The 22,359-nt window shown below is 64.3% G+C and carries 18 protein-coding genes; 10 read left to right on the plus strand and 8 right to left on the minus strand.

What is annotated here, in order from left to right; translation table 11 throughout:
• Positions 1–77: 77 nt before the first annotated feature.
• Complete coding sequence (locus FJ973_RS05295; RefSeq protein WP_140555052.1) at positions 78–908, plus strand: PhnD/SsuA/transferrin family substrate-binding protein; 831 nt, start codon at positions 78–80, stop codon at positions 906–908.
• Here FJ973_RS05295 and FJ973_RS05300 read toward each other — a convergent pair.
• The 4 genes from FJ973_RS05300 to FJ973_RS05315 all read right to left on the minus strand — a co-directional run bounded on the left by FJ973_RS05300 (position 873) and on the right by FJ973_RS05315 (position 7,002).
• Positions 873–2,228 carry a Xaa-Pro peptidase family protein gene (locus FJ973_RS05300; RefSeq protein ID WP_140555053.1) on the minus strand — a complete coding sequence of 452 codons (1,356 nt, stop codon included), beginning with the start codon at positions 2,226–2,228 and terminating at the stop codon, positions 873–875. The two genes, FJ973_RS05295 and FJ973_RS05300, sit on opposite strands and share 36 nt — an antisense overlap.
• 9 nt (positions 2,229–2,237) lie before the next feature.
• A complete protein-coding gene (locus FJ973_RS05305; protein ID WP_140555054.1) occupies positions 2,238–4,820 on the minus strand; it encodes an FAD-dependent oxidoreductase in 2,583 nt (860 codons plus the stop codon).
• A complete protein-coding gene (locus FJ973_RS05310; protein ID WP_140555055.1) occupies positions 4,817–5,287 on the minus strand; it encodes a DUF559 domain-containing protein in 471 nt (156 codons plus the stop codon). Before FJ973_RS05310 ends, FJ973_RS05305 begins: the two co-directional genes overlap by 4 nt.
• Positions 5,288–5,424: 137 nt before the next feature.
• Positions 5,425–7,002 carry a trimethylamine methyltransferase family protein gene (locus FJ973_RS05315; RefSeq protein WP_140495671.1) on the minus strand — a complete coding sequence of 526 codons (1,578 nt, stop codon included), beginning with the start codon at positions 7,000–7,002 and terminating at the stop codon, positions 5,425–5,427.
• Positions 7,003–7,218: 216 nt separating this feature from the next.
• Here FJ973_RS05315 and FJ973_RS05320 point away from each other — a divergent pair, with 216 nt between their 5' ends.
• From FJ973_RS05320 to FJ973_RS05350, 7 genes are all read left to right on the plus strand, one after another.
• Positions 7,219–9,108: a phospholipase D-like domain-containing protein gene (locus FJ973_RS05320; protein WP_140555056.1), complete on the plus strand. Its 1,890-nt coding sequence runs from the start codon at positions 7,219–7,221 to the stop codon at positions 9,106–9,108.
• Between the two features lie 165 nt (positions 9,109–9,273).
• A complete protein-coding gene (locus tag FJ973_RS05325; protein ID WP_140555057.1) occupies positions 9,274–10,449 on the plus strand; it encodes an MFS transporter in 1,176 nt (391 codons plus the stop codon).
• 94 nt (positions 10,450–10,543) lie between these two features.
• A complete protein-coding gene (locus FJ973_RS05330) occupies positions 10,544–11,704 on the plus strand; it encodes an MFS transporter (RefSeq protein ID WP_140555058.1) in 1,161 nt (386 codons plus the stop codon).
• A 104-nt stretch (positions 11,705–11,808) separates the two neighbouring features.
• Positions 11,809–13,869, plus strand: coding sequence for a prolyl oligopeptidase family protein (locus tag FJ973_RS05335; RefSeq protein ID WP_140555059.1), 2,061 nt, complete (start codon positions 11,809–11,811; stop codon positions 13,867–13,869).
• Positions 13,870–13,936: 67 nt separating this feature from the next.
• Positions 13,937–14,077, plus strand: a complete 141-nt coding sequence (locus FJ973_RS05340) for a capsid protein (protein WP_140495676.1) — start codon at positions 13,937–13,939, stop codon at positions 14,075–14,077.
• Positions 14,078–14,126: 49 nt separating this feature from the next.
• The gene (locus FJ973_RS05345) at positions 14,127–15,506 is read left to right on the plus strand and encodes an aspartate aminotransferase family protein (RefSeq protein WP_140555060.1); all 1,380 of its coding nucleotides are present in this window, start codon (positions 14,127–14,129) and stop codon (positions 15,504–15,506) included.
• 122 nt (positions 15,507–15,628) lie between these two features.
• Positions 15,629–16,273, plus strand: coding sequence for a cytochrome c oxidase assembly factor Coa1 family protein (locus FJ973_RS05350; RefSeq protein WP_140555061.1), 645 nt, complete (start codon positions 15,629–15,631; stop codon positions 16,271–16,273).
• A gap of 271 nt (positions 16,274–16,544) precedes the next feature.
• On the opposite strand, the gene mmsB is transcribed toward FJ973_RS05350, so the two are convergent.
• Together mmsB and FJ973_RS05360 are read right to left on the minus strand one after the other, a co-directional pair.
• A complete protein-coding gene (mmsB, locus tag FJ973_RS05355; RefSeq protein WP_140555062.1) occupies positions 16,545–17,429 on the minus strand; it encodes a 3-hydroxyisobutyrate dehydrogenase in 885 nt (294 codons plus the stop codon).
• A 26-nt stretch (positions 17,430–17,455) separates the two neighbouring features.
• On the minus strand, positions 17,456–18,622 hold the full coding sequence (locus FJ973_RS05360) for an isobutyryl-CoA dehydrogenase (RefSeq protein WP_140555063.1): 1,167 nt from the start codon (positions 18,620–18,622) through the stop codon (positions 17,456–17,458).
• Positions 18,623–18,766: 144 nt separating this feature from the next.
• On the opposite strand from FJ973_RS05360, the gene FJ973_RS05365 reads away from it, so the two are divergent.
• On the plus strand, positions 18,767–19,381 hold the full coding sequence (locus tag FJ973_RS05365; protein ID WP_140517255.1) for a dimethylsulfonioproprionate lyase family protein: 615 nt from the start codon (positions 18,767–18,769) through the stop codon (positions 19,379–19,381).
• Positions 19,382–19,384: 3 nt separating this feature from the next.
• On the plus strand, positions 19,385–20,860 hold the full coding sequence (locus tag FJ973_RS05370) for a cobyric acid synthase (RefSeq protein ID WP_140555064.1): 1,476 nt from the start codon (positions 19,385–19,387) through the stop codon (positions 20,858–20,860).
• On the opposite strand, the gene FJ973_RS05375 is transcribed toward FJ973_RS05370, so the two are convergent.
• Positions 20,861–21,283 (minus strand): VOC family protein, encoded by a 423-nt coding sequence (locus tag FJ973_RS05375; RefSeq protein ID WP_140555065.1) that lies wholly within the window; start codon positions 21,281–21,283, stop codon positions 20,861–20,863.
• Between the two features lie 85 nt (positions 21,284–21,368).
• Complete coding sequence (locus tag FJ973_RS05380; RefSeq protein WP_140555066.1) at positions 21,369–22,208, minus strand: AraC family transcriptional regulator; 840 nt, start codon at positions 22,206–22,208, stop codon at positions 21,369–21,371.
• Positions 22,209–22,359 lie beyond the last annotated feature (151 nt).

Below are 22,359 nucleotides of genomic sequence, written 5' to 3' on the forward strand. Positions count from 1 at the left end.
CGGACGGTGTCGGCTATCTCAAATCCGACGCCGCGTTTTTGTGAACCTCTCTCCAGATTTAATGGTCAGATCCCGGCATGAGCGAATTCGTTGCAGCGCTGCCGATGTATGACTGGCCGGAAGTGCGTCGCGAGGTCGACGACCAATGGGCACTGCTGCGCGATGCCTTCCGTCAAGGGGGGATAATCGATGCGCCGGAGACCGTCATTCGCCGCAACGGCGATCTGCCGCCGGTGCCGGGTGGCATTCATAGTGGCACCGGCGTTCTGATCGCGCCCGACCCCGCGACATTGCCGCCGGACGCGCTCGATTTTCACCAGCTCTGGCTGCATCCCGCACTGCTGTTCGCGCAGACCTGCTGGGGGCCGATGGAGCTTGGCCTGGCCGGCCATGTGCAGGTTGTCGGCCAGCCGAGCTATGACGTCTACGAAGGCGGCCAGGGCGAGCTTTATTCGAGCGCGCTGGTGATGCGGGCGGACGGCAAGGCGTCGGTGCCTGCGCCTGGCAATGGCAGGCCCGTCATCCCGCTCGATCTGATCCGGGGCAAGCGCTTCACCTTCAACAGCCTCGATTCAATGTCCGGTATCATTGCGCCGACGCGAGACCTGGAGGCGCTGGGCGAAAGCCTCGACATATTTTCCTCGCGCAGCGAAAGCGGCGGACATCGCGCTTCGATCGTCGCCGTGGCCGAGGGCAGGGCCGATGTCGCGGCGATCGACTGCGAGAGCTGGGCGCTGGCGCAGCGCTTCGAGCGGGCCGCCCGGCAAGTGAAGGTCGTCGGCTGGACGGGCCTGCGTAAGGGCCTGCCCTTCATCACCGCGAAAACGACGCCGGAAAAAACGGTTGCCGCGATGCGCGAGGCCCTTGCCGGCTTAGCCGAGCAGCCTCGCATCCAGCGGATAGGTTGAAAGCTTTTCGTTGCCGGTGCCGGTGACCAGGATCTGTTCCTCGATCTTGACACCCTCGCGCCCGCCGAGCCTGCCGATATAGCTCTCCACGCACAGCACCATGCCTGGCTCGATCACGCCGTCGGGCGTATCCGATGTCCAGTCGTCGGCATGCGGCAAGGTCGGGTATTCGTCCGCCAGCCCGACGCCATGGTAGAGCACACCATAGCGGATCGGGAAACAGTCGCCGGGCGGCACCGCCGAGCGGTCGACAAGGTCGCGGAAGGCGGTGCCCGGCTGTATCAATTCGGTATTGTGCGCGATCTGGTCGGCAGCGATGCGGAAAAGATCGCACTGTTCGTCGGTTGGCTTCACATCCCCGCACAGCCAGGTGCGCGACAGGTCGGCGCAGAAGCCGTAGGGGCCGATCAGGTCGGTATCGAAGGCGACGAGATCGCCCGCCTCGATGAGGCGCGAGGAGCATTCCTGGAACCATGGATTGGTGCGCGGGCCGGATGCCAGCAGCCGCGTCTCGATCCATTCGCCGCCGCGGGCAATGTTGCCGCGGTGCAGTTCGGCCCATAATTCATTCTCAGAGATGCCGGGCTTCAGCGCCTGTTCCATCTCGCCCATTGCCGCCTCGCAGGCGACGATGACGCGGCGCATGGCAAGGATCTCGTCCGGCGATTTGACCAGCCGGGCATTCTCCATCACCGCTTCGCCATTGCCGATGGAAATGCCGCGGCGCGCAAGTTCCTCGGCGCCTTCCGGATCGATGTGGTCGACCGCGATGCGGCTGTTGCCGCCGCCATGTTCCCGCACCAGATCGGCGATCCCGGCCGCCCAGCGGCGGACCTTCTGCTCGGTGAGTTCGCCGCTGTAGAGATACATCCACGAGACGGCGGGGCGAACCTCGTCGACGACGCCGGAATGGTCCGACAGATGTTCGCAGGAGAAATAGTCGAACAGCACCACCGGCCCTTCGGTGGCGACGAAACAATGCCGTGTCGGGTTGTGCGCCACCCAAAGCTGCATGTTCGTGGAATCGGTCGCATAGCGGATGTTGATGGGATCGTAGAGCAGCGCGCCGGCGTAGCCCCGGCGCCTCAGCTCGGTGCGGATGCGCTCCAGCCGGTATTTGCGCATTTCGGCCAGGTCGGGGGCGGCAATGCCTGCCGCCGCCCATTCCGCTTCGGCTGTCGCGCCGTAGCCCAGCACATGCTGGTTGAGATCAGCCGCCTTCCGGCGGGAGGCGTCGCGCAGCGCCTCGATCGAGCCCGGCACAAACGGCATGATCTTGCGGTGGCGGCCGAAGCTCCCCTTTGGCGCCGCGCTGTCCATGGCGAAACCTCAGCTCCGCATCTTCTCGCCGCTCGGGTCGAACGGCGCCTCGACATTGATGCGGGCCGGACGGCGATGGCCGAGGATTTCGATCTCGAACAGGCCGGCACTTTCATCCTCGGCCAGCGCCGCCGGCACGTAGCCCTGCGCCATCGACTTCTGGACGTAGTGGGCATAGCCGCCGGAGGTGACCCAACCGACCACGCGCCAGTCGCCGTCGACGATGCCGCGCACGGCGGATGCGCCTTGTGCCGCCTTGGAGCCCCGCACTTCCTTGCCGGCCGCATCGAAGCGCGGCGCGCCAAAGCCATGCGGCTTTTCCACCGTACCGTAGTCCTTGCCGACCTTGGCCCAGATCGGCTCGTCACCCATCACGTCGGCGTCGGCCGCCTCGACGATAAAGGACACGCGGCGCAGCTTCGGTCCTTCGGCCCGTTCCCTGGCGGCCGCGTCGCGGCCGATAAAGTCGTTCTTCTCCAGCTTGATGAAGCGGTCCATCGAGCCTTCGAACGGTCCGTAGATCGGGCGCAATTCGCGGAACCAGGTCGGGAAGTTCTTTTCCAGGCGCATGGAGAGCAGGGCGCGCATGCCGAAATCGACCAGGCCGAATTCTTCGCCTGCGTCCCTGATCGCCTTGTAAACCAAGCGCTGATAGGCCGGCGCCATCCAGATCTCGTAGCCGAGGTCGCCGGTATAGGTAATGCGGTTGACCATGCAGGGCGCGCCGCCGACCGCCATTTCGCGGAAATCCATGAAGCGGAAGGCCTTGGTCGAGATGTCGACATCGACCAGCTTCTGCAGGAGATCCCGCGACTTCGGTCCGGCAATCGACAGGCCGACAAGCGTCTGGTCGAAGCGGTGGATGCGCACCTCTGACGCCCTTGGACCATCTTTCGGCAGGTGCTTTTCGAACCAGCGCATGTGATATTTCTGCGCGGCCGACGAGCCCCAGATCATGAAGCGTTCTTCCGCGGCCTTGGCGATGGTGAAGTCGCCGATCAGCTTGCCGAATTCGTTGATCATCGGGGTCAGCACGATGCGGCCCGCCTTCGGCATGCGGTTGGTCATCAGCCGGTTGAGGAAATCCTCCGCCCCCGGTCCGGAGACCTCGTATTTGGCGAAGTTGGCGATTTCGGTGACGCCGACGCGCTCGCGCGTGGCGCGCACTTCCTCGCCGATCGGCCCAAAATCGTTGGAGCGGTGGAAGGACACGATATCCTTCGGCTCCTTGCCCTTCGGCGCGAACCACAGCGGCGTTTCAAGGCCCCAGGAGTCGCCCATGACGGCGTTGTTGGCGAGCATGGTGTCATAAAGCGGCGTCGTCTGCGCCGGGCGCGCTGCCGGCAGTTCCTCATTGGGGAAGCGGATTGAGAAGCGGCGCGAATAGTTCTCGCGCACCTTGGCGTTGGTGTAGCGCAGGCTGGCCCATTCGCCGAAGCGGGCGACGTCCATGCCCCATACGTCGAAGCCGGGATCGCCATGCACCATCCAGTTGGACAGCGCCAGGCCGACACCGCCACCCTGGCTGAAGCCGGCCATGACGGCGCAGGCGCACCAGAAGTTGGTCAGGCCCTGCACCGGGCCGACGAGCGGATTGCCATCCAATGCGAAAGTGAAGGGACCGTTGATGATCTGCTTGATGCCGGCCTTCTCGATGCCGGGGAAATGCTTGAAGCCGACCTCCAGCGACGGCGCGATGCGGTCGAGGTCGGGTTGCAAGAGCTCGTGGCCGAAATCCCAGGGCGTGTTGACCGGCGACCATGGCTTGCACGCCTTTTCGTAAGTGCCGAGCAGGATGCCGTTGCGCTCCTGGCGGGTGTAGATCTCGCCCTTGAAATCCATCACGCCGATCATCTCGCGGCCGGTCGATTTGTTGAATTCCTCGACCTCCGGCATGGGCTCGGTCAAGAGATACATATGCTCCATGGCGAGCACCGGCAGCTCGAGGCCGACCATGCGGCCGATCTCGCGCGCCCACAGGCCGCCGCAGTTGACGACATGCTCGGCGTGAACCGTGCCTTGTTCGGTGATGACGTTCCAGGTGCCGTCGACCTGCTGCGTCAGTTCGACGACGCGGTTGCGCAGCACGATCTCGGCGCCGAGTTTCTTCGCCGCTTTCGAGTACGCAATCGTCGTGCCGGACGGATCCAGATGGCCTTCGACCGGATCCCACATGGCGCCGACGAAATTCGTCTCGTCCATCAGCGGGAACATCGCCTTGGCCTCGGATGGCGTGATCAGCTCGGTATCCATGCCGAGATAGCGGCCCTTGGCATGGGCAAGCCGCAGGAAGTCCATGCGCTCGGGCGAGTCGGCCATCATCACGCCGCCGGTCAGGTGCAGCGAACAGGACTGGCCGGAAAGCTCCTCGATCTCCTTGTAGAGCTGCACGGTATAGGCCTGCAGCTTGGCGACGTTGGGGTCGCCGTTGAGCGTATGGAAGCCGCCCGCCGCGTGCCAGGACGAGCCGGAAGTGAGCTCCGAACGCTCGATCAGCATGATGTCGGTCCAGCCGGCCTTGGCCAGGTGATAGAGCACCGAGCAGCCGACGACGCCGCCGCCGATGACAACCGCTTTTACATGGGATTTCATGAAGATAGGTCCGTTTTTGAAGAGATTGAATCGGGTGAGTGCGGTGTGAAAACAAGGCGGAGGTCGGATGCAGCGATGTTTTCGGTCAGCCTGCCGTCGAGCGCGGCAAGGACGGTTTCACAGACGAGAGTACGATGTTTCGAGAGGCGCAGGATCGAGTAGCCTTGGGCGCGCATGAAATCGTCGCGGCGGCGGTCGTAGGAACTGTCGGCGTGCTGTGAGCCGTCGAGCTCGACGACCAGCCATTTTTCGCGGCAACAGAAGTCGGCGTAGTATGGTCCGATAGAGAACTGGCGTGTGAACTTGTAGCCACCAAGTCTGCGGGCATTTAGTTCGAGCCAAAGCAGTGCTTCGGCCTGATTGTTGCCTTGCCTGAGTTTCCTGGCTCTCTGGGTTGTGCCTGACTTTCGGCGACTGCGGGTTTTACGAGCGGCTTCCCCCACTCCGTCGCTGCTTCGCAGCGCCACCTCTCCCCCCTCCGGAGGGAGAGGAAGGGAGCCAGCCCGGCCAAGCTCACGCCCTTCCTCTCCCCCGTCGATCGGGGGAGAGGTGTCGAGCGCAGCTCGACGGAGTGGGGGTCGACTGCTCATGAAGCCAATACAGATCAAAAATCGGTCGGGGCGCCGCCTTCGGCGCGGCGTTTCTGGACGAAGGCGTTGAGCTCTTCGCGGATCGCCGGGTCCATGTAAGGCTCCTCATAGGAGGCCAGCCGCTCCTTCCACACCTTGTTGGCCTTTTCGAGCGCCGTCGGCGAGCCGGCTTCCGCCCAGGTCTCGAAATTGCGCCAGTCGGACAGGATCGGCGAGTAGAAGGCGGTCTTGTAGCGGTCCTGCGTGTGCTGTGTGCCGAAGAAGTGGCCGCCGGGGCCGACCGACTGGATGGCGTCGAAGCCAAGCGCCTGTTCGGACAGGTCGAGCGGGGTCAAGAATTCCGCCACCATCTGCAACAGGTCGATGTCGAGGATGGTCTTCTCGTAGGAGCAGCGCAGGCCGCCTTCGAGCCAGCCGGCGGCGTGCATCATCAAATTGCCGCCGCCCTGAATGGCGCCCCACAGCGAGAACACGCTTTCATAGGCGGCCTGTGCGTCGACCGTGTTGGCGGCGCAAGTGTTGGAGGTGCGGTAGGGGATGTTGTAGCGGCGGGCGAGCTGGCCGCCGACGAGCTGCGCCTTCATGTATTCGGGCGTGCCGAAGGCGGGCGCACCCGACTTCATGTCGACATTGGAGGTGAAGCCGCCATAACCGACCGGCGCGCCCTTTCTGACCATCTGGGCAAACGCGATGCCGGACAACGCCTCGGCGTTCTGCTGCACCAGCGCGCCGGCAATGGTCACCGGCGCCATGGCGCCCGACAGGGTGAAGGGCGTGACGATGACGACCTGGCCCTTGCTAGACATCTGGATGATGCCTTCCATCATCGGCACGTCGAGTTTCAGCGGCGAATTTGTGTTGATGATGGTGAAGACGGACGGTTCTTCGAGCAGCTGCTCGTGGCTGATGCCGCGCGCGATACGGGTGATCTCGATGCCGTCGACATTTCGCTCCTTGCCGAGCGAATAGATGTGGAACACCTTGTCGGTCAGCGTGGCGAGGTCGCGGATGCATTCGAGGTGGCGGACGGAGGGGTGGATGTCGATCGGCTCGACCGGATAGCCGCCCGTGCAGTTCAGTATGTTGTGCATCTGCGCCAGGCGCAGGAAATTGCGATAGTCCTGCTGGTTGCCGGGCCGGCGGCCACGATCGATGTCCGAGCAATTGGGCGCCGAGGCCATCATCGAGATAATCAGATTGTCGCCGCCGAAGCGCACATTGTGCGCGGGGTTGCGGGCATGGATGGTGAATTCAGGTGGGCAGTGCGACACCAGATCGAGGATCATGTCGCTGTCGAAGCGCACGCGCTCGCTGCCTTCGCGCACGTCGGCGCCATGTTCCTTCATGATGCGGCGGGCTTCGTCATGCAGGACGTCGACACCGATCTCCTTCAGCACCCGCAGCGAGGCCAGGTGGATCGATTCCAGCTCGTCGTCGGAAACCAGCTTGGTCGGCTGGAGCGGGATTTTCAGCTGGCGGAACGGCGGCTGCTCGAACGCGGCCGAGCCGCCTGCGCGTTTTCCGGCGCGGCCACCGCGGCGGGCACGATCGGTTGCCAATGCCGGTTCGGCGGGTTGAAGGGCGGCGGTCATGAGGGGCCTCGTACGATGCGAAAGTGGGCGGCATAATGGACCGGCGGCTGTCCGGCCATTGCGGAGGCGGCGACCACTAGAGCGAGGGAAGCGACATGCCGGAACGGCAGCTGCCTGGTCCCGAGGCAGGCCGGCGGATGTGGGTGCGCCATTCGTTGCAGTATCGTCTTTTGCTTCTGGTAAACTTGTGCGTCGAATATCTCCGGAGGGAGAGCCATGCCTGACGTCGTCAAAGTGCGTGCCGCCACCAACAACGAAGTCGCGTTCCTCTCCTGGGACCTCGACGCGATGATCCCGGGCTGCCTGGGCTTCGAGATCGTCCGCCTCTATCCCGACACCGGCGAGGAGCGTTGCCTGGCGTCCTGGGTGCCCTTCAAGGGACAGCGCAACAAGGATTGGATCCCCCAGGATACCGGCGTCTGGCCGGTGCAGAAGACATTCTGGCGCGATCTCACTGTCCGGCGGCGCCGCGACAGCCTCGATGTCAGGCCAGATGGCGAAATGATCGCCTACCGGGTGCGTCCAGTCGGCGACATGAAGGCGGGGCTCGATCCCGTGCCGGCGCGCCCCGAAAAGGCCTATACCGGCCCAGCGCGGCCGCTGGGCTATCTCGGCCGGGGCGCGGTCAGTCCGCCGATCTTCCTCGGCCAGATGTTCGGCAAGGCGCGCGTCGCCTTCACCAATGGCGTGCTGTCGACGCAATGGATGTCGCGCGCGCTGGCCGAGGCCGGCATCAAGGTCGGGCAGCGCGACAAGATCAGGGCTGTGCTGCAGGATCCGACCAGCAAGATACGCGCCTACCTGCATGGCGACGTGCCTGATGTGCTGACCAGCCTGCTGAAGCGGGCCAAGGCCGAAGGCGGCACGGTCAGGCTTGCGCTCTACGAGCTTGGCGACGACGAACTGTGCGACGCAATCATTGCCGCCAAGGATGTCGTGGAGGTCATTCTTTCCAACTCGGGCAGGGATGACCAGACGAAGGCCTGGGACGCTGGCAACGCGCCTTACAGGAAGCGGCTGCACGACGCAGGCGTCGCGATGACGGATCGCCTGTTCAACAACAACCATATCGGCCACAACAAGTTCGCCGTCTATCGCGATGCCCAGGGAAAGCCGCAATCGGTGATGACGGGCAGCACCAACTGGACCTCGACGGGCATTTGCGGGCAATCCAACAACGCCTTCATCCGCGACGACCCGGCGATGGCCGAGATATTCGACGCCTACTGGCAGCGCATGAAGGCCGACCTGTTCCCGCCGCCGGCCACGGAAAGCGCCGCCGGCCATGTCGCGCAGACGCAAGGCGTGCCGTTTCGCAGGGAAAACCACAGGCCAAACCCGCTCAACGGCGCCACGGCGGCGCTGGACGGCATGACGGTGTGGTTCTCGCCCAATGATCCCGAGCGCAACAAGAAGGACATCTCGGTGCGGCCGGTCGATCTCGAGGACCTCTTCGTCCGCATCAAGGCAGCCAAGCGCGCCGTGCTGTTCCTGGTGTTCAATCCTTCGCGGCTCGGCGACAATTCGATCGTCGACCAGGCGGTGGCGGCGGCAAGGGCCGATCCGAAGCTGATCGTGCAAGGGGCAATCAGCGATGAGACCGCCATGCCCAATTATGTCGCGCCGACCAAGGATCCGGTCACCCATAAATCAAACAGGGACGGCAAGTCGCCCTTCGTCTATCCGGAGAAGGTCTGGGAGGCGCCGAACGTTTCCATCGTGCGGGCGGCGAACCTGACCGGCGCCACGATCGCCCGCGATTTCCAGGCGGAGGTGCTGACCGTCGGCCATGCCATCGTGCACGACAAGATCGTCATCATCGATCCGATGGAGGACAACGCGACGGTCGTCACCGGCAGCCACAATCTCGGCTACAAGGCTTCCTACGAGAATGACGAGAACATGGTGATCGTCGAAGGCGACAAGACCTTCGCCGCGGCCTATGCCGTGCATATGCTCGACGTGTTCGACCACTATAAGTTCCGCGCCTGGCGCAGGACCATCGGCAAGGGACCTTCGGATGACGATGGGCTGTCCATCGACGACAAGTGGCTGAAGCCTTACGCGCAAGGCAGGAAAGGCGCGATCGCACGGTATTTTCCATAGCGCTGCCGGCAGGTGCTGACGGCTTTTGACGCGAGCCTTCCGGTGCACGGCGCCGGCCGTTGGCGCAAGCGGATTTCGCTGTCCGGCCCTTCCTTTCCGGTGATCGAACCGGTAGCTGATGGCTTGCCGATCCGCTGGTCGGCGATTCACTCATGGAACGGCAGCATGGTCGCGACCGGCTCGAGCCAAGGCGAAGCGGCAACGCAGTGGGCAGCGCTCGCCGGCGTCACCGCAGCGCTGGCGATGTTCGGCGCCGCGCAAGGGCTGAGCTCGCCGCTGTTCACGCTGCTGATGCAGAAGCAAGGCATGTCGCCGGGCCTGATCGGCCTGTCGGCGGCGATGATGCCGGTTGGCTTGATCCTGTCTGCCTCGTTCGTGCCCGCCGCCGTGCGGCTGGTCGGCGCCCGCACGCTCGCCGTCGGCTGCTCGCTGATCGGTGCGCTGTGCTTCCTGGGCATCGGCTATCTGCAGGACTGTGTGGCGTGGTTCGTCCTCCGTTTCATCATCGGCGTGGTCATCAACCCGCTTTATATCCTCGGCGAGGTGTGGGCGCTGTCGCTGGCGCCGCCGGCGCGACGCGGCCGGGTGATGGGCGTGTTCAACACGCTGATGGGGGCCGGCTACGCGGCCGGGCCTTTCACACTGACCCTGCTCGGCACGTCGGGCTGGGCTCCCTTCAGCGTCGGCATTGGCGGGTTCGTGCTCTGCGCCGTCATTCTGCGCCTTGTCTCCTCAAAGCTCACCGGTTTCGAGGATGACGGCCAGCCAGCCGGCAGCTTTATCGGTTTTGCCCGGCTGGCGCCGGCGCTGCTGCTGGCGGTGCTGGTCTCGGCAGCGGTCCAGCAAAGCACCTATGCGCTGGTTCCGGTCTTCGGCGCCGGCTATGGCTTGCCGGAAGCCGTGCTCGCCGCTCTGGTGATGGCGTTATCCTTGGGCAATATCCTGCTGCAGATCCCGCTCGGCCTGCTCGCCGAACGCTTCGGCGGCCGCCCCATGATCCTGGCCTGTGCGGTGGCGACCACCGTTTGCGCGCTTCTGCTGCCGCTGCTGATCACGACGCCGCTGATCTGGGCGGTGCTGCTGGTGATGGGAGCGGTCGGCTATGGCGTCTACACGATGGCGTTGGTGGAACTCGGCAGCCGCTTCAAGGGCTCGCTGCTGGTCACCGGCAACGCCGCTTTCGCCTTGTTGTGGGGCGTTGGCGGCATTGTCGGTCCGCCCAGCGCCGGTCTGCTGATGCAGGCGATCGGGCCTTTGGGATTGCCGGCGGTGATCGTCGGCCTGGACGCGCTGCTGGTCGCCTTCGTGCTCTACAGATCGGCCAGCCGCAGAGGCTCCTGACAGGGTTTGGCCGGAACAAGCGTGGGTTCGGGCTTTGAGGCTTACGGCTGTCGGGTCGAAACGCTAAGCCTGCAGCCGAGAGGCGATGTGGATCATGGACCGGGTGGAACCGAAGCGCGACGATACGATGCAGTGGGCAGCGATCACCGGTGTGATCGCGACCGTGTCGGTGTTCGCCATCGCGCAGGGACTGTCCTATCCGCTCTTGAGCTTCATCCTGCAGCGGCAGGGCGTTTCGCCTGTCATGATCGGCCTGTCGGCGGCGATGACGCCGATTGGCTTCATCGTCTCGTCGCCGCTCATCCCGTCACTGGCGCGGCGGTTCGGGGCAGGGCGCACGGCGCTGACCTGCGCGGCGCTTTCGGCGGTCGTGCTGGCGCTGATCGGCTGGACACAGAACGTCTATCTCTGGTTTCCGCTGCGGTTCCTGATCGGCGCGGTGACCAATCCGCTCTATGTCTTAAGCGAAATCTGGGTGATCGCGCTGGCGCCGCCGGCCCGGCGCGGCCGCATCATGGGCGTCTATTCCACGATCATCTCGGCCGGCTTCGCCGCCGGGCCGCTTTGCCTGCTGGCCGTCGGTACGGAGGGCTGGCCGCCATTCCTGGTCGGCATTTCCGCTTTCATCTTCTGCGGCGGGTGCCTCGCCCTGGTGGTCGGGCGCCTGCCTAAGGTCGACGAAGCCGGGCATCGGCTTTCGGTGATGGGCTTCATGCCGCTCGCCTGGCTGCTTTTGTCGGCAGTAATCGTGGCTGCCGGCTTCGAGCAGGCGGTGCTGGCGCTGCTGCCCGTCTACGGCACGCATTACGGCATCGCCGAGAACCGTATGTCGGCCCTGCTGTCGACGATGATCGCCGGCAACATCGCCATGCAGGTGCCGCTCGGCCTGCTGGCCGAGCGGCTGACGGCGCGCCTGGTGCGGTTCATCTGCCTGGTGCTGACGCTGCTCGGCTGTCTGCTGCTGCCGCTATTGATCGAAACGCCGCTGGTCTGGCCGATGATCTTCGTCTGGGGCGCGGTGTCCTACGGCATTTATACGATGGCGATCATCGAACTCGGCGAGCGTTTCAGCGGCTCGGCGCTAATTGCCGGCAATGCCGCTTTCTCCCTGATGTGGGGCGTCGGCGGCATCCTCGTTCCGCCGCTTGCGGGCGGCGTGATGGACGGGATCGGCGCGAGCGGCCTGCCGGTGACGCTCGGCGCGATCTGCCTGGCGCTGGCGGCTGCGACCGTCATCCGGCGGCGGATCGTGTGACGGCCTGAAGCGATCTGCCGCGATGACGCGGCTTCAACACCTTGAATCCGGCGCCCTTTGACGCGATGTAGGCAGGGCCGCCCCCCGATTTCCCGGAGACCCCCATGACCATTTCGACGACAAAGCCTGGCTTGGCGACCGATGATCCCTTTCTTTGGCTGGAGGAAAGGACGAGCAAGGAGGCGCTCGACTGGGTACATCGCCAGAACGAAGTCACGGTGGCGCAATTGCAGGGCGATCCGTCCTACCAGGCGTCGTTCGAAACCGCGCTCGATCTGATGACCGCCGAGGACAACATAGCCGTCGGCTCCGCGCTCAACGGCTACGTCTATAATTTCTGGCAGGACAAGACCAATGTGTTGGGCCTGTGGCGCCGCACGACGGTGGCTTCCTACAAGACCGACAGACCGGACTGGGAAACCATCATCGACTTCGACCAGCTCGCGGCGAAGGAGGGAGTGAAGTGGGTGTTCGGCGGCGCCAGCCGGCTCTACCCCGATTTCAACCGCTGCCTGGTTTCGATGTCGCCTGATGGCGGCGACGCCAGCGAGATGCGCGAATTCGACATCGACGCCAAATCGTTCGTCGAGGACGGTTTTCGCGCGCCCGCTTCCAAGTCCGGCTTCGGCTGGCTCGACAAGGATACGGTGATCGTCTCGGCAGCCTTCGAAGAGGCCGACAAGACCGAATCCGGCTACCCGCGCGTCGTCAAATTGTGGACGCGCGGCACGGACCTTGAAGACGCGACGCCGATCTTCGAAGCGCAGAAGGAAGACCTCGCCGTCGGCGCCGGCCTGGAGTTCGATGGCGAGAAGCGGCATTTGTTTCTAACGCGGACGCTCAACTTCTTTGCATCGCACAGTTTCCTGCGTCTCCCGTCAGGTGAAAACAGACGCATTCCGTTGCCCGACGACGTTACCGACACGGCGCTTTTCAAGGACCAGATGGTGTTTGGCGTGCGTACGCCTTGGACGGCGCCGGATGGCACGTCCTGCCGGCCGGACGGGCTCTATTCGTTCGATTTCGCGCATTGGATCGAGACCGGCAGTTTCGGCGTCATCGAGACCTTGCTCGCGCCGGCGCATCGCGTGTCCATCGCCACTCTTGCCAGGACGCAGGACCGCCTGTTCATCAGCCTGATGGACAATGTGCGCGGCAAGGTTGTGGCCTGCGAACGCAGGGACGGCGCCTGGTCGCTGAAACCGGTCGCGTTGCCGGAAAACGGCACGGTAGGCATCAGCCATGCCGAACATTTCGGCGCCAGCGTCTCCTTCTCTTTCACCGATTTCCTGACGCCGAGTTCGATCATCTGGTCCGACGACAATGGCGAGACGCTCGCCACCGTGAAGTCGCAGCCGTCGCGGTTCGATGCTTCGCAGCTCGTCTCGGAACAGTTCGAGGCGCGCTCGAAGGACGGCACGATGATTCCCTATTTCATCGTCAGGCGGCGTGACCAGAAGGGCCCGGTGCCGACGCTGCTCTACGGCTATGGCGGCTTCGAAGTGCCTTTGCTGCCCGGCTATGCCGGCGTGCGCGGCAGGCTGTGGCTGGAGAAGGGCAATGCCTATGTGCAGGCCTGCATTCGCGGCGGCGGCGAGTTCGGGCCGGCCTGGCACCAGGCAGCGCTGAAGGGAAACCGGCAGAACGCCTTTGACGATTTCGCCGCGGTCGCGCAGGACGTCGTCAGGCGCGGCATTGCGACAGCCGCCTCGCTCGGCATCCAGGGCGGCTCGAATGGCGGCTTGCTGACGGGCGTCTCGTTGACGCAGCATCCTGAGCTGTTCGGCGCCGTCATCATCGAGGTGCCGCTGCTCGACATGCTGCGCTACACCGAATTGCCGCCCGGCGCGTCGTGGATGGCCGAATATGGCGATCCGTCCAAGCCGGAAGATGCGACCTGGCTGGCCGCCTACTCGCCTTACCAGCATGTCGAGGCCGGTGCCTATCCGCCGGTGCTGCTCACCACCTCGACCGCCGACGACCGGGTGCATCCCGGCCATGCGCGCAAGATGGCCGCCCGCCTGCAGGAGGCCGGCCACGCCGGGACGCTCTTCTTCGAAGAAACCGAGGGCGGCCATGGCGGCCGCGGCGACCGCCGGCCGCAGGCGGCACAGGCCGCGATGAAGTACGTTTTCCTGCAGAGGACGCTGGGCGGGAAGGGCTGAACCGAAAGCCTTCGGACCGGAGCGAAGGGTGGTTCACCTCGAACCTTCTTTGCTCTAAGGTGCCTTCATGGCTCCCGTGGTGACATTGGCCGGCCTTTTCGGGGTTCGGGCATTTGGGGGCGCGGTGACGCCGTCGCTGCGCACGTTGCGCGCCGAGCTTTTGCGGCTTTGCGCCCGCATAGGCTATTCGCCACCCGCTATCCTCTGAAGAATCCGCCCCGGCGCAGCCGGATTGGTTCCAGAGGAAGATCAGATCCATGACCTATCAAAATTATTCGCTGAAGCAGCTTCAGCAGATCGACGCCGCGCATCATCTGCATCCGTTCACCGACCATAGGGAATTGCGCGAGGCCGGATCGCGCATCATCACCCACGCCAACGGTCCCTTCATCTACGATTCCGAAGGGACGGAACTGCTCGACGGCATGGCGGGGCTGTGGTGCGTCAATATCGGCTATGGCCGCGACGAGCTCGCCGAGGCTGCCTATGCGCAGATGAAGGAGCTGCCTTACTACAATTCCTTCTTCAAATGCTCGACGCCGACGCCTGTGCTTCTGTCGAAGAAGCTGGCGGAGATCGCGCCGAAGAATGTCAACCAGGTGTTCTATGGCTCGTCCGGCTCGGAAGCCAACGACACTGCGCTCAGGCTCGTGCGCCACTATTGGGTGCTCGAAGGCAAGCCGCAGAAGAACCGCGTCATCTCGCGCAAGATGGCCTATCACGGCTCGACCATCGCCGGCACGTCGCTCGGCGGCATGGACGCCATGCACAAGCAGCTCAACGGAGAGGTGCCCAACATCGTCCATGTGATGACGCCGTACGCCTATGAGCTGTCGCTGCCGGGCGAGAGCGATCATGATTTCGGCCTGCGCGCGGCAAAGGCGGTCGAGGACGCCATCCTCGAAGCCGGCGCCGACAAGGTCGCCGCCTTCATTGGCGAGCCGGTGATGGGAGCTGGCGGCGTGAAGATACCGCCGGCAAGCTATTGGCCCGAGGTACAGCGCATCTGCCGCAAATACGATGTGCTGCTGATGCTGGACGAGGTCATCACCGGCTATGGCCGCACGGGCGAATGGTTTGCCGCGCAGACGCTTGGCATCGAGGCCGACACCATCACCACCGCCAAGGCGCTGACGTCGGGCTACCAGCCGCTGTCGGCGCTGCTGGTCGGCGATCGCATTGCCTCGACGCTGATCGAGAAGGGCGGCGAGTTCAATCACGGTTATACCTATTCCGGCCACCCCGTGGCTTGCGCCGTGGCGCTGAAGAACCTGGAGATCATGGAGCGGGAGGGTCTGGTCGACCGCGTCAGGAGCGACACTGGGCCCTATTTCGCCAAGGCGCTGCAAGAGCGCATCGCCGGGCACGAGCTGGTCGGCGAGGTGCGTTCGATCGGGCTGATGGGTGCGATCGAGATCGTCAAGGACAAGGCGACCAAGGAGCGGTTCCTGCCGGCTGGAAGTGCCGCGGTTACCGTGCGCGACCATGCGATCGCCAACGGCATGATGCTGCGCGCCACCGGCGACACAATGATCCTGTCACCGCCGCTGATCTGGACCCGCGATACGATCGATATGGCCTGCGAGCGTATCGGCAAGGCGCTCGACCTGGCGCAAGCGGATCTGCGCAAACGGTAAAAGAAATGGCCGGGCGTTCGTGATCGAGACGCCCGGCCGCTGGCCCCAGACAGACTGAGGGTTCCGGTCGCCGGCGCTATCGGTTACAACCCGCCAAGGCAGTTTTGCCGACGGGGAACGCGATGGCCGGACAACCGCTCAACCAGCCCGCCGAAATCCCGGCTGAGCTCGATCGCTGGAATTGGGGCGCCTTCTTCCTCAACTGGATCTGGGGCATCGGCAACTCCACCTTCATCGCCCTGCTGGCGCTGATCCCGATCGTCAACATCGTCATGATCTTCGTGCTCGGCGCGCGCGGCAGCCGCTGGGCATGGCGGAACCGGGTGTGGCGCGATGCCGAGCAGTTCCGCAGAACGCAGCGCAACTGGGCGATCGCCGGTCTTGCCGTCTGGGTGCTTAGTATCGGGGGCTGCGCGACGATGGTCGGCGGCATCCCTTTCATGATCAAAGGCAGTGACGCCTATCACATGACCATGGAGGTCGTTCGCGCCGATACCCGGGTGAAAGCCGCTATCGGCGACGACGTGATCGCCAATTTCTGGGTCGGCGGCCATCTCAACGTCAACGCAGATGGGACGGGTGACGCGCAGTTCAGCATTCCCATCCACGGCGCCAAGGGAAAGGGCACGGTGTTTTCGCATCTTGTTCGCAATGCAGGCACGTGGAGCACGCACCTGCTCGTGGTCCGGGTCGAGGGCGCCGATGCGCCGATCGTGCTGACCAATGAAGATCACGTGCCGATCCCGAACGCGGCAATCGGAATATGAGGGATGTCGGATCCTGGAACGCAAAAACCGCGCCCCACCGGGAACGCGGCTTTGCCAGATACGCTTGGCGTTTCGCTACGCAAACACTTGGCGAAACTTACGGGCTCCGGTACGCGAGACCTGATCCGGAGCGCCGGGCGGACGCGATATCCGCCTCGCAGTCCGTTTTATAGGGACATCGTTACCGCGGAGTTATCGAGAGCTTAAGCAAACCTAAATTTTGCGGTTCTCCGGCGAGGCGTACGAAAGAAAAACGAGCTTTATCAATCGCTTATTGATTGGCGCCGCGCAGAAAATTTATGATCCCGGAAAAATCGGCGCCGGCATTCCCTTGCGCGTTGAACAGGCCGTAGAGCTGTGTCGCTTCGGCGCCAAGCGGTGTCACCGCGCCCGCGGCTTGTGCGGCTTCCTGCGACAGCTTCAAATCCTTCAGCATGAGCGCGGCGGCGAAGCCGGGCTTGTAGTCGCGGTTGGCGGGCGAGGTCGGCACCGGGCCGGGCACCGGGCAATAGGTGGTCAGCGACCAGCACTGGCCTGAAGAGGTCGAGGCAACGTCGAACAGGGCCTGGTGCGCCAGGCCGAGCTTTTCGGCCAGCACGAAGGCCTCGGCGACGCCGATCATCGAAATGCCGAGAATCATGTTGTTGCAGATCTTGGCCGCCTGGCCGGCGCCGTCGCCGCCGCAATGGACGATGCGCCCGGCCATGGGCTTCAGGATCGGCTCGGCGGCGGCGAAGGCGTCGTCCGAGCCGCCGGCCATGAAAGTCAGCGTGCCGGCGGCGGCACCGCCGGTGCCGCCCGAGACCGGCGCATCAACCGACAGCAGGCCGTGCTTTGCGGCGATGGCATGCGCCTTGCGCGCCGATTCGACGTCGATGGTCGAGGAATCGATGAAAAGCGCGCCCCTATTTGCCTTGGACGCGATCTCTTCGTAGACCGACAGGACATGCTTGCCGGCGGGTAGCATGGTGATGACGACGTCCGCGTCCCTCACTGCTGCGGCGGCATGGGCCATGATGACCACACCATGCTCGCGTGCAACGGTCAGGTTTTCGGGCATGAGGTCGAAGCCATTCACCGTGTGGCCTGCCTTGACCAGGTTTGCCGCCATTGGATTGCCCATATTCCCAAGGCCGATGAAGGCGATTGTGGTCATTGTGTCTCTCCCGGAGTTTGCACGCTTCAGCGACCGATCAACGCGCGGGCGATGATGACGCGCATGATCTCGTTGGTGCCTTCGAGGATCTGATGCACACGCAGGTCGCGCACCAGTTTCTCGATGCCGTAATCGTGCAGGTAACCGTAGCCGCCGAGCATCTGCAGCGCATCGTTGGCGACGTTGAAACCGGTGTCGGTGACGAAGCGCTTGGCCATTGCCGACCATTTCGAGGCATCCGGTGCCTTGCGGTCGAGCTTGGAAGCGGCGGCATAAAGAAAGATGCGCGCCGCCTGCAACTCGGTTTCCATATCGGCCAGCCGGAACTGCAGCGCCTGGAACTGGTTGATCCTGGAGCCGAATGCCTTGCGCTCGGCCGTGTAGGACAGCGCCTTGTCGAGCGCCGACTGGGCCCCGCCAACCGAACAGGCGGCAATGTTCAGCCGGCCGCCATCGAGCCCGGCCATGGCGATGCCGAAGCCGGCGCCTTCGCCTGACAAAAGGTTTTCGGCCGGCACCTTGCAATCCTCGAAAATGACCTGGCGGGTCGACTGCATATGCCAGCCCATCTTGTGCTCATTGGCGCCGAAGGAGAGTCCCGACGCATCTTTCGGCACGACGATGGTGGAAATGCCTTTCGGTCCCTCGGCACCGGTGCGCACCATGACGGCATAGATATCGCTGTCGCCGGCGCCGGAGATGAACTGCTTGGCGCCGTTCAGCACGTAGTCGCCGCCGCTCTTCACCGCCCGCGTCTTCAGGGCAGCGGCGTCCGAGCCGGAACCCGGCTCGGTCAGGCAATAGCTCGCCAGCCATTCCATGGAGGTGAGCTTCGGCAGGAAGCGCTGGCGCTGGCCGTCGTCGCCGAAACGATCGATCATCGAGGCCACCATATTGTGGATCGAGATGAAGGAGGAAAAGGCAGGGTCGGCGTGGGACAGCGCTTCGAAGATCAGCACGGCGTCGAGCCGGCCAAGGGCGGAGCCGCCGACATCGTCCCTGACATAGATGCCGCCGAGGCCCAGCGGGCCGGTCTCGCGGATCACGTCGGCGGGGAAATGCTTGTTGCGGTCCCAGTCTAGCGCGTTCGGCGCGACGCGATCGGCGGCGAAGGCCTGAGCCATCTCCTGGATGGCGCGCTGGTCCTCGTTGAGTTCGAACTGGCTGGTGCTCGCATCGACCGCGGCGTCCATGGCGTGCTCCCTATATACTGGCCAGCTGGCTCGCTGGCCTGTCGTTTTTGGCTTTGCGCGCGCACCAATCTAGACCAATGATGCCGCCGCGCAACCCGAGCCGCCGCGGAGCGGCTGTGCGTCAATGCATGCCCGGAGCAAGATGTGACGACAAAATTCGATGAGCTGCTAGAGCGGTTCCACGCCTATCTTGCTTCCGTGGATGACTTCCTGGTGCAGGATGCGGTGGCGCGCATAGGGTGGGATATGCCCGCCCGCGAGCTTGAACCGCACCCACTCGGCTGCCTGCGCCATCTCGATCGCGCCGCCGAATTGACGCCGGCGCGGACCAAGCAGCTGGTGCAATTTCTGGCGCAGGAGCGCGGCGAATTGCGCTGGGGCCAGACCTACGGCGAGTCGGATTTCGGCAAGGCGTTCATCGACAATTATGGCTGGCTCGAAGTATTCGGCACCCGCGGCCACTTCGCCAACGACGAGGTCGCCGCCGGCGTGCTAATCCTTGGGCCTGATATCGTCTATCCCGACCACCATCATGTCGCCGAGGAGATCTATATCCCGCTGACCGGCGGCACCGAGTGGCGCATGGGCGAGGACAGCTTTCACAAGCGAGAGGCCGGCGAGGTCATCCACCACGCTTCTAAGGTCAATCACGCCATGCGCACCGGCAAGGAGCCGTTGCTGGCGCTCTATATCTGGCGCGGCGGGCCGCTGGCGCAGAAATCCACGATCACCGGGACCGCGACGCAGGGCAGGGGCTGAGCCATGGCTAAAGCCATTATGCTGCAAGGCACGGGTTCGGATGTCGGCAAGACCGTGCTGGTCGCCGGGCTGTGCCGCGCCGCAAAAAAGCGTGGGCTGAAGGTGCGTCCGTTCAAGCCGCAGAACATGTCGAACAATGCCGCTGTCGCCGATATTCCCGGCGACAACAGGGCTGGCGGCGGCGAGATCGGCCGCGCGCAATGGCTGCAGGCGATCGCCTGCGGCGTGCCGCCATCGGTTCACATGAACCCCGTGCTGCTCAAGCCGCAGACCGATGTCGGTGCGCAGGTCATCGTGCAAGGCAAGGTGTTCGGCGAGGCGCGGGCGCGCGACTACCAGGCGCTGAAGGGCCGGCTGATGGACGCGGTGCTGGACTCCTGGGGCAAGGTCGGCGAGGGCGCCGATCTCGTCATCGTCGAGGGCGCGGGCTCACCGGCCGAGATCAATCTCAGAAGCCGCGACATCGCCAATATGGGCTTTGCGACGCGTGCCGATGTGCCTGTCGTGCTGGTCGGCGACATCGACCGCGGCGGCGTCATCGCCTCGGTCGCGGGCACGCATCTGATCCTGCCGGAGGAAGACCGGCGCATGATCGTCGGCTATCTCATCAACAAGTTCCGTGGCGACGTGTCGCTGTTCGACGACGGCATCAACGCGATCGAAGCGTTCACCGGCTGGCGCTGCTTCGGCGTCGTGCCGTGGCTGAAGGCCGCTGCCCGGCTGCCCTCGGAGGATTCGGTGGTGCTGGAGCGGCTTGCCTCCGGGGAGGCGCGTGCGCTGAAGGTGGCGGTGCCGATGCTTGGCCGCATCGCCAATTTCGACGATCTCGACCCGCTCAAGGCCGAGCCGCAGGTGGAAGTGGTGTTCGTGCCGCCTGGAAAGCCGTTGCCGCAGGATGCGGGACTGGTGGTCATTCCCGGCTCGAAGTCGACGATCGGGGATCTGCTGAAATTTCGCGAAAATGGCTGGGACCGTGATCTTCTCGCCCATCGCAGGCGCGGCGGCCATGTCGTCGGCATTTGCGGCGGCTTCCAGATGCTTGGCCGCATCGTGCGCGATCCCGACGGCATCGAGGGCAGCGTCACCGAAGCGGAAGGGCTTGGCCTGCTCGACATCGAAACAGTGATGGAACCGGAAAAGACGGTGCGCAACGTCAGCGCCCGCTCGGTGCCGTTCGATCTGCCGCTCGAAGGCTACGAGATCCATCTCGGCCGCACCACCGGCCCGGACATGCTGCGGCCGTCGGCGATCATCAATGGCGCCGAGGACGGTGCGGTCTCGGCGGATGGCAAGGTGGTCGGAACCTACATGCACGGCCTGTTTGGCGCCGACGCCTTTCGAGGGAGGTTCCTCGAAAGCCTCGGCGTCAAGGGCGTCGGCATCGACTATCGCGCCGAGGTCGAGAGGGCTCTCGACGAGGTCGCGGCCCAGTTGGAGAGCCATCTCGACTGCGACGCGATCTTTTCGCTGGCGCGGTAGCTAGTTGGCCATTTCGCCTGCCTTCGGCCAGTAGGTGCCAAAGGACCAGACATTCTCCTCTGGGTCGCGGCAGATGAATTCGCGGCTGCCATAGTCGCGGTCGGTCAATTCCTGGAGGATCGTGGCGCCTGCCCTCTTCGCCTTGGCGTAGGCGGCGTCTGCGTCGTTGACGGCGATGTAGATCGACTTGCCGCCGCCTGTGCCGGGTTCGCCGACCATCTTGCCGTAGTCATCGTCGCGCGCGCTGCCGAGCATGATCATCGAGGAGCCGAAGACCAGTTCGGCGTGATGCACGACATCGCCTTCGCCGTAGCGGGCACGGATGCTGAAGCCGAAGGCTTCGCACAGCCAGTCAATCATTTTTGCCGCGTTCCTGTAACGCAAGGCGGGGTAGAGGCGAGGGGCTTCAGGTGATGCGGGCATGGTAACCTCCTTCATTCAGGCTGGTCGATGAACCCAGTCTGAGCGACAGCCGTTCCGGCGTCTTGAAGAAATGTTACCCGAGGCTTCAGGCCTGTGCCGAACCCTCGATCGCGGTCGGTGTCTCGCCGGCAAGGTCGCGGAACTCACGCACCAGATGCGCCTGGTCGGCATAGCCGCAATCGGCCGCGATGTCGGCCCAATCGCCAGCTTGCTGCCTCGACAGGCCAAGCGCACGGTTGAAGCGGACGATGCGCGACAGCGTTTTCGGGCCGATGCCGGTCGCGTCCGCGAATTTCCCCGCCAGATGCTTGCGGCTCCAGCCCAGCCTGTCGGCCAGTGACGAGACGCGCACGCGGCCGCCGGAGGCGAGGATCCTGTCATAGGCCCAGGCAACCCCGGCCTGCGTTTCCGGCGCATCGGCCAGCCGGGCGGCGACGAACATCTCGACAAGGGCAAAACGTTTGCTCCAGTCCGCCGCGTTGCCAAGCCGCTCGCGCAAGGCGACGCCTTCGATGCCGAGCACATCGTCCAGGCTGACCATGCGGTCGGTCAACCCGCTCATCGGCTGGTCAAAGAACCGGCGTGCGCCAAGTGGGGTGAAATTGACCTGGACGCAGCAGGCGCCGCCGAAGGATTCGATCATCACGGGTCCGGCATAGAGGCCGGCGGCGAAACTGGCGAAGCGATCATTGTCGCTGGGCGGCTTGCCAAGGCCGATGGCGAAAGGTTCGGCGAAGCTGATGACCAGAGGCACGGTAAGGGAGGCATATTCGACATTGCGGTAATGGCCGGGCGCCGTTTCGCGATAACCGCAAATGTCTGACACAATGCCCGCGAGGGCAGGGCTGGGAAGGCGCCGCCGCATCTCGAACCGCCCGGGGACTGACCGGTCCTGTTCCTGCTGGCATGGCATCTCGATTGGCATCGACAGGACTCTAGCAGAGCCCGGATCCGAATCAAAAGCGCCCGGCTTTTGGCCGGGCGCTCCGAATTGCCTGAGATTTGAATGTCAGGCGCGCCGCGCATCAGGCAGCCGCCGGCACGCACGAGGTAAGCAATGGGCACGATCCACACCG

This window comes from Mesorhizobium sp. B2-1-3, from assembly GCF_006442495.1.
In the GTDB taxonomy this organism is placed as follows: domain Bacteria; phylum Pseudomonadota; class Alphaproteobacteria; order Rhizobiales; family Rhizobiaceae; genus Mesorhizobium.

What these genes read in the sequence shown, in the direction of transcription:
- FJ973_RS05295 (WP_140555052.1), top strand. Translation starts at nt 78, where the DNA reads ATGAGCGAATTCGTTGCAGCGCTGCCGATGTATGACTGGCCGGAAGTG.
- FJ973_RS05300 (WP_140555053.1), bottom strand. Translation starts at nt 2,228, where the DNA reads ATGGACAGCGCGGCGCCAAAGGGGAGCTTCGGCCGCCACCGCAAGATC.
- FJ973_RS05305 (WP_140555054.1), bottom strand. Translation starts at nt 4,820, where the DNA reads ATGAAATCCCATGTAAAAGCGGTTGTCATCGGCGGCGGCGTCGTCGGC.
- FJ973_RS05315 (WP_140495671.1), bottom strand. Translation starts at nt 7,002, where the DNA reads ATGACCGCCGCCCTTCAACCCGCCGAACCGGCATTGGCAACCGATCGT.
- FJ973_RS05320 (WP_140555056.1), top strand. Translation starts at nt 7,219, where the DNA reads ATGCCTGACGTCGTCAAAGTGCGTGCCGCCACCAACAACGAAGTCGCG.
- FJ973_RS05325 (WP_140555057.1), top strand. Translation starts at nt 9,274, where the DNA reads ATGGTCGCGACCGGCTCGAGCCAAGGCGAAGCGGCAACGCAGTGGGCA.
- FJ973_RS05330 (WP_140555058.1), top strand. Translation starts at nt 10,544, where the DNA reads ATGGACCGGGTGGAACCGAAGCGCGACGATACGATGCAGTGGGCAGCG.
- FJ973_RS05335 (WP_140555059.1), top strand. Translation starts at nt 11,809, where the DNA reads ATGACCATTTCGACGACAAAGCCTGGCTTGGCGACCGATGATCCCTTT.
- FJ973_RS05340 (WP_140495676.1), top strand. Translation starts at nt 13,937, where the DNA reads ATGGCTCCCGTGGTGACATTGGCCGGCCTTTTCGGGGTTCGGGCATTT.
- FJ973_RS05345 (WP_140555060.1), top strand. Translation starts at nt 14,127, where the DNA reads ATGACCTATCAAAATTATTCGCTGAAGCAGCTTCAGCAGATCGACGCC.
- FJ973_RS05350 (WP_140555061.1), top strand. Translation starts at nt 15,629, where the DNA reads ATGGCCGGACAACCGCTCAACCAGCCCGCCGAAATCCCGGCTGAGCTC.
- mmsB (WP_140555062.1), bottom strand. Translation starts at nt 17,429, where the DNA reads ATGACCACAATCGCCTTCATCGGCCTTGGGAATATGGGCAATCCAATG.
- FJ973_RS05360 (WP_140555063.1), bottom strand. Translation starts at nt 18,622, where the DNA reads ATGGACGCCGCGGTCGATGCGAGCACCAGCCAGTTCGAACTCAACGAG.
- FJ973_RS05370 (WP_140555064.1), top strand. Translation starts at nt 19,385, where the DNA reads ATGGCTAAAGCCATTATGCTGCAAGGCACGGGTTCGGATGTCGGCAAG.
- FJ973_RS05375 (WP_140555065.1), bottom strand. Translation starts at nt 21,283, where the DNA reads ATGCCCGCATCACCTGAAGCCCCTCGCCTCTACCCCGCCTTGCGTTAC.
- FJ973_RS05380 (WP_140555066.1), bottom strand. Translation starts at nt 22,208, where the DNA reads ATGCCAATCGAGATGCCATGCCAGCAGGAACAGGACCGGTCAGTCCCC.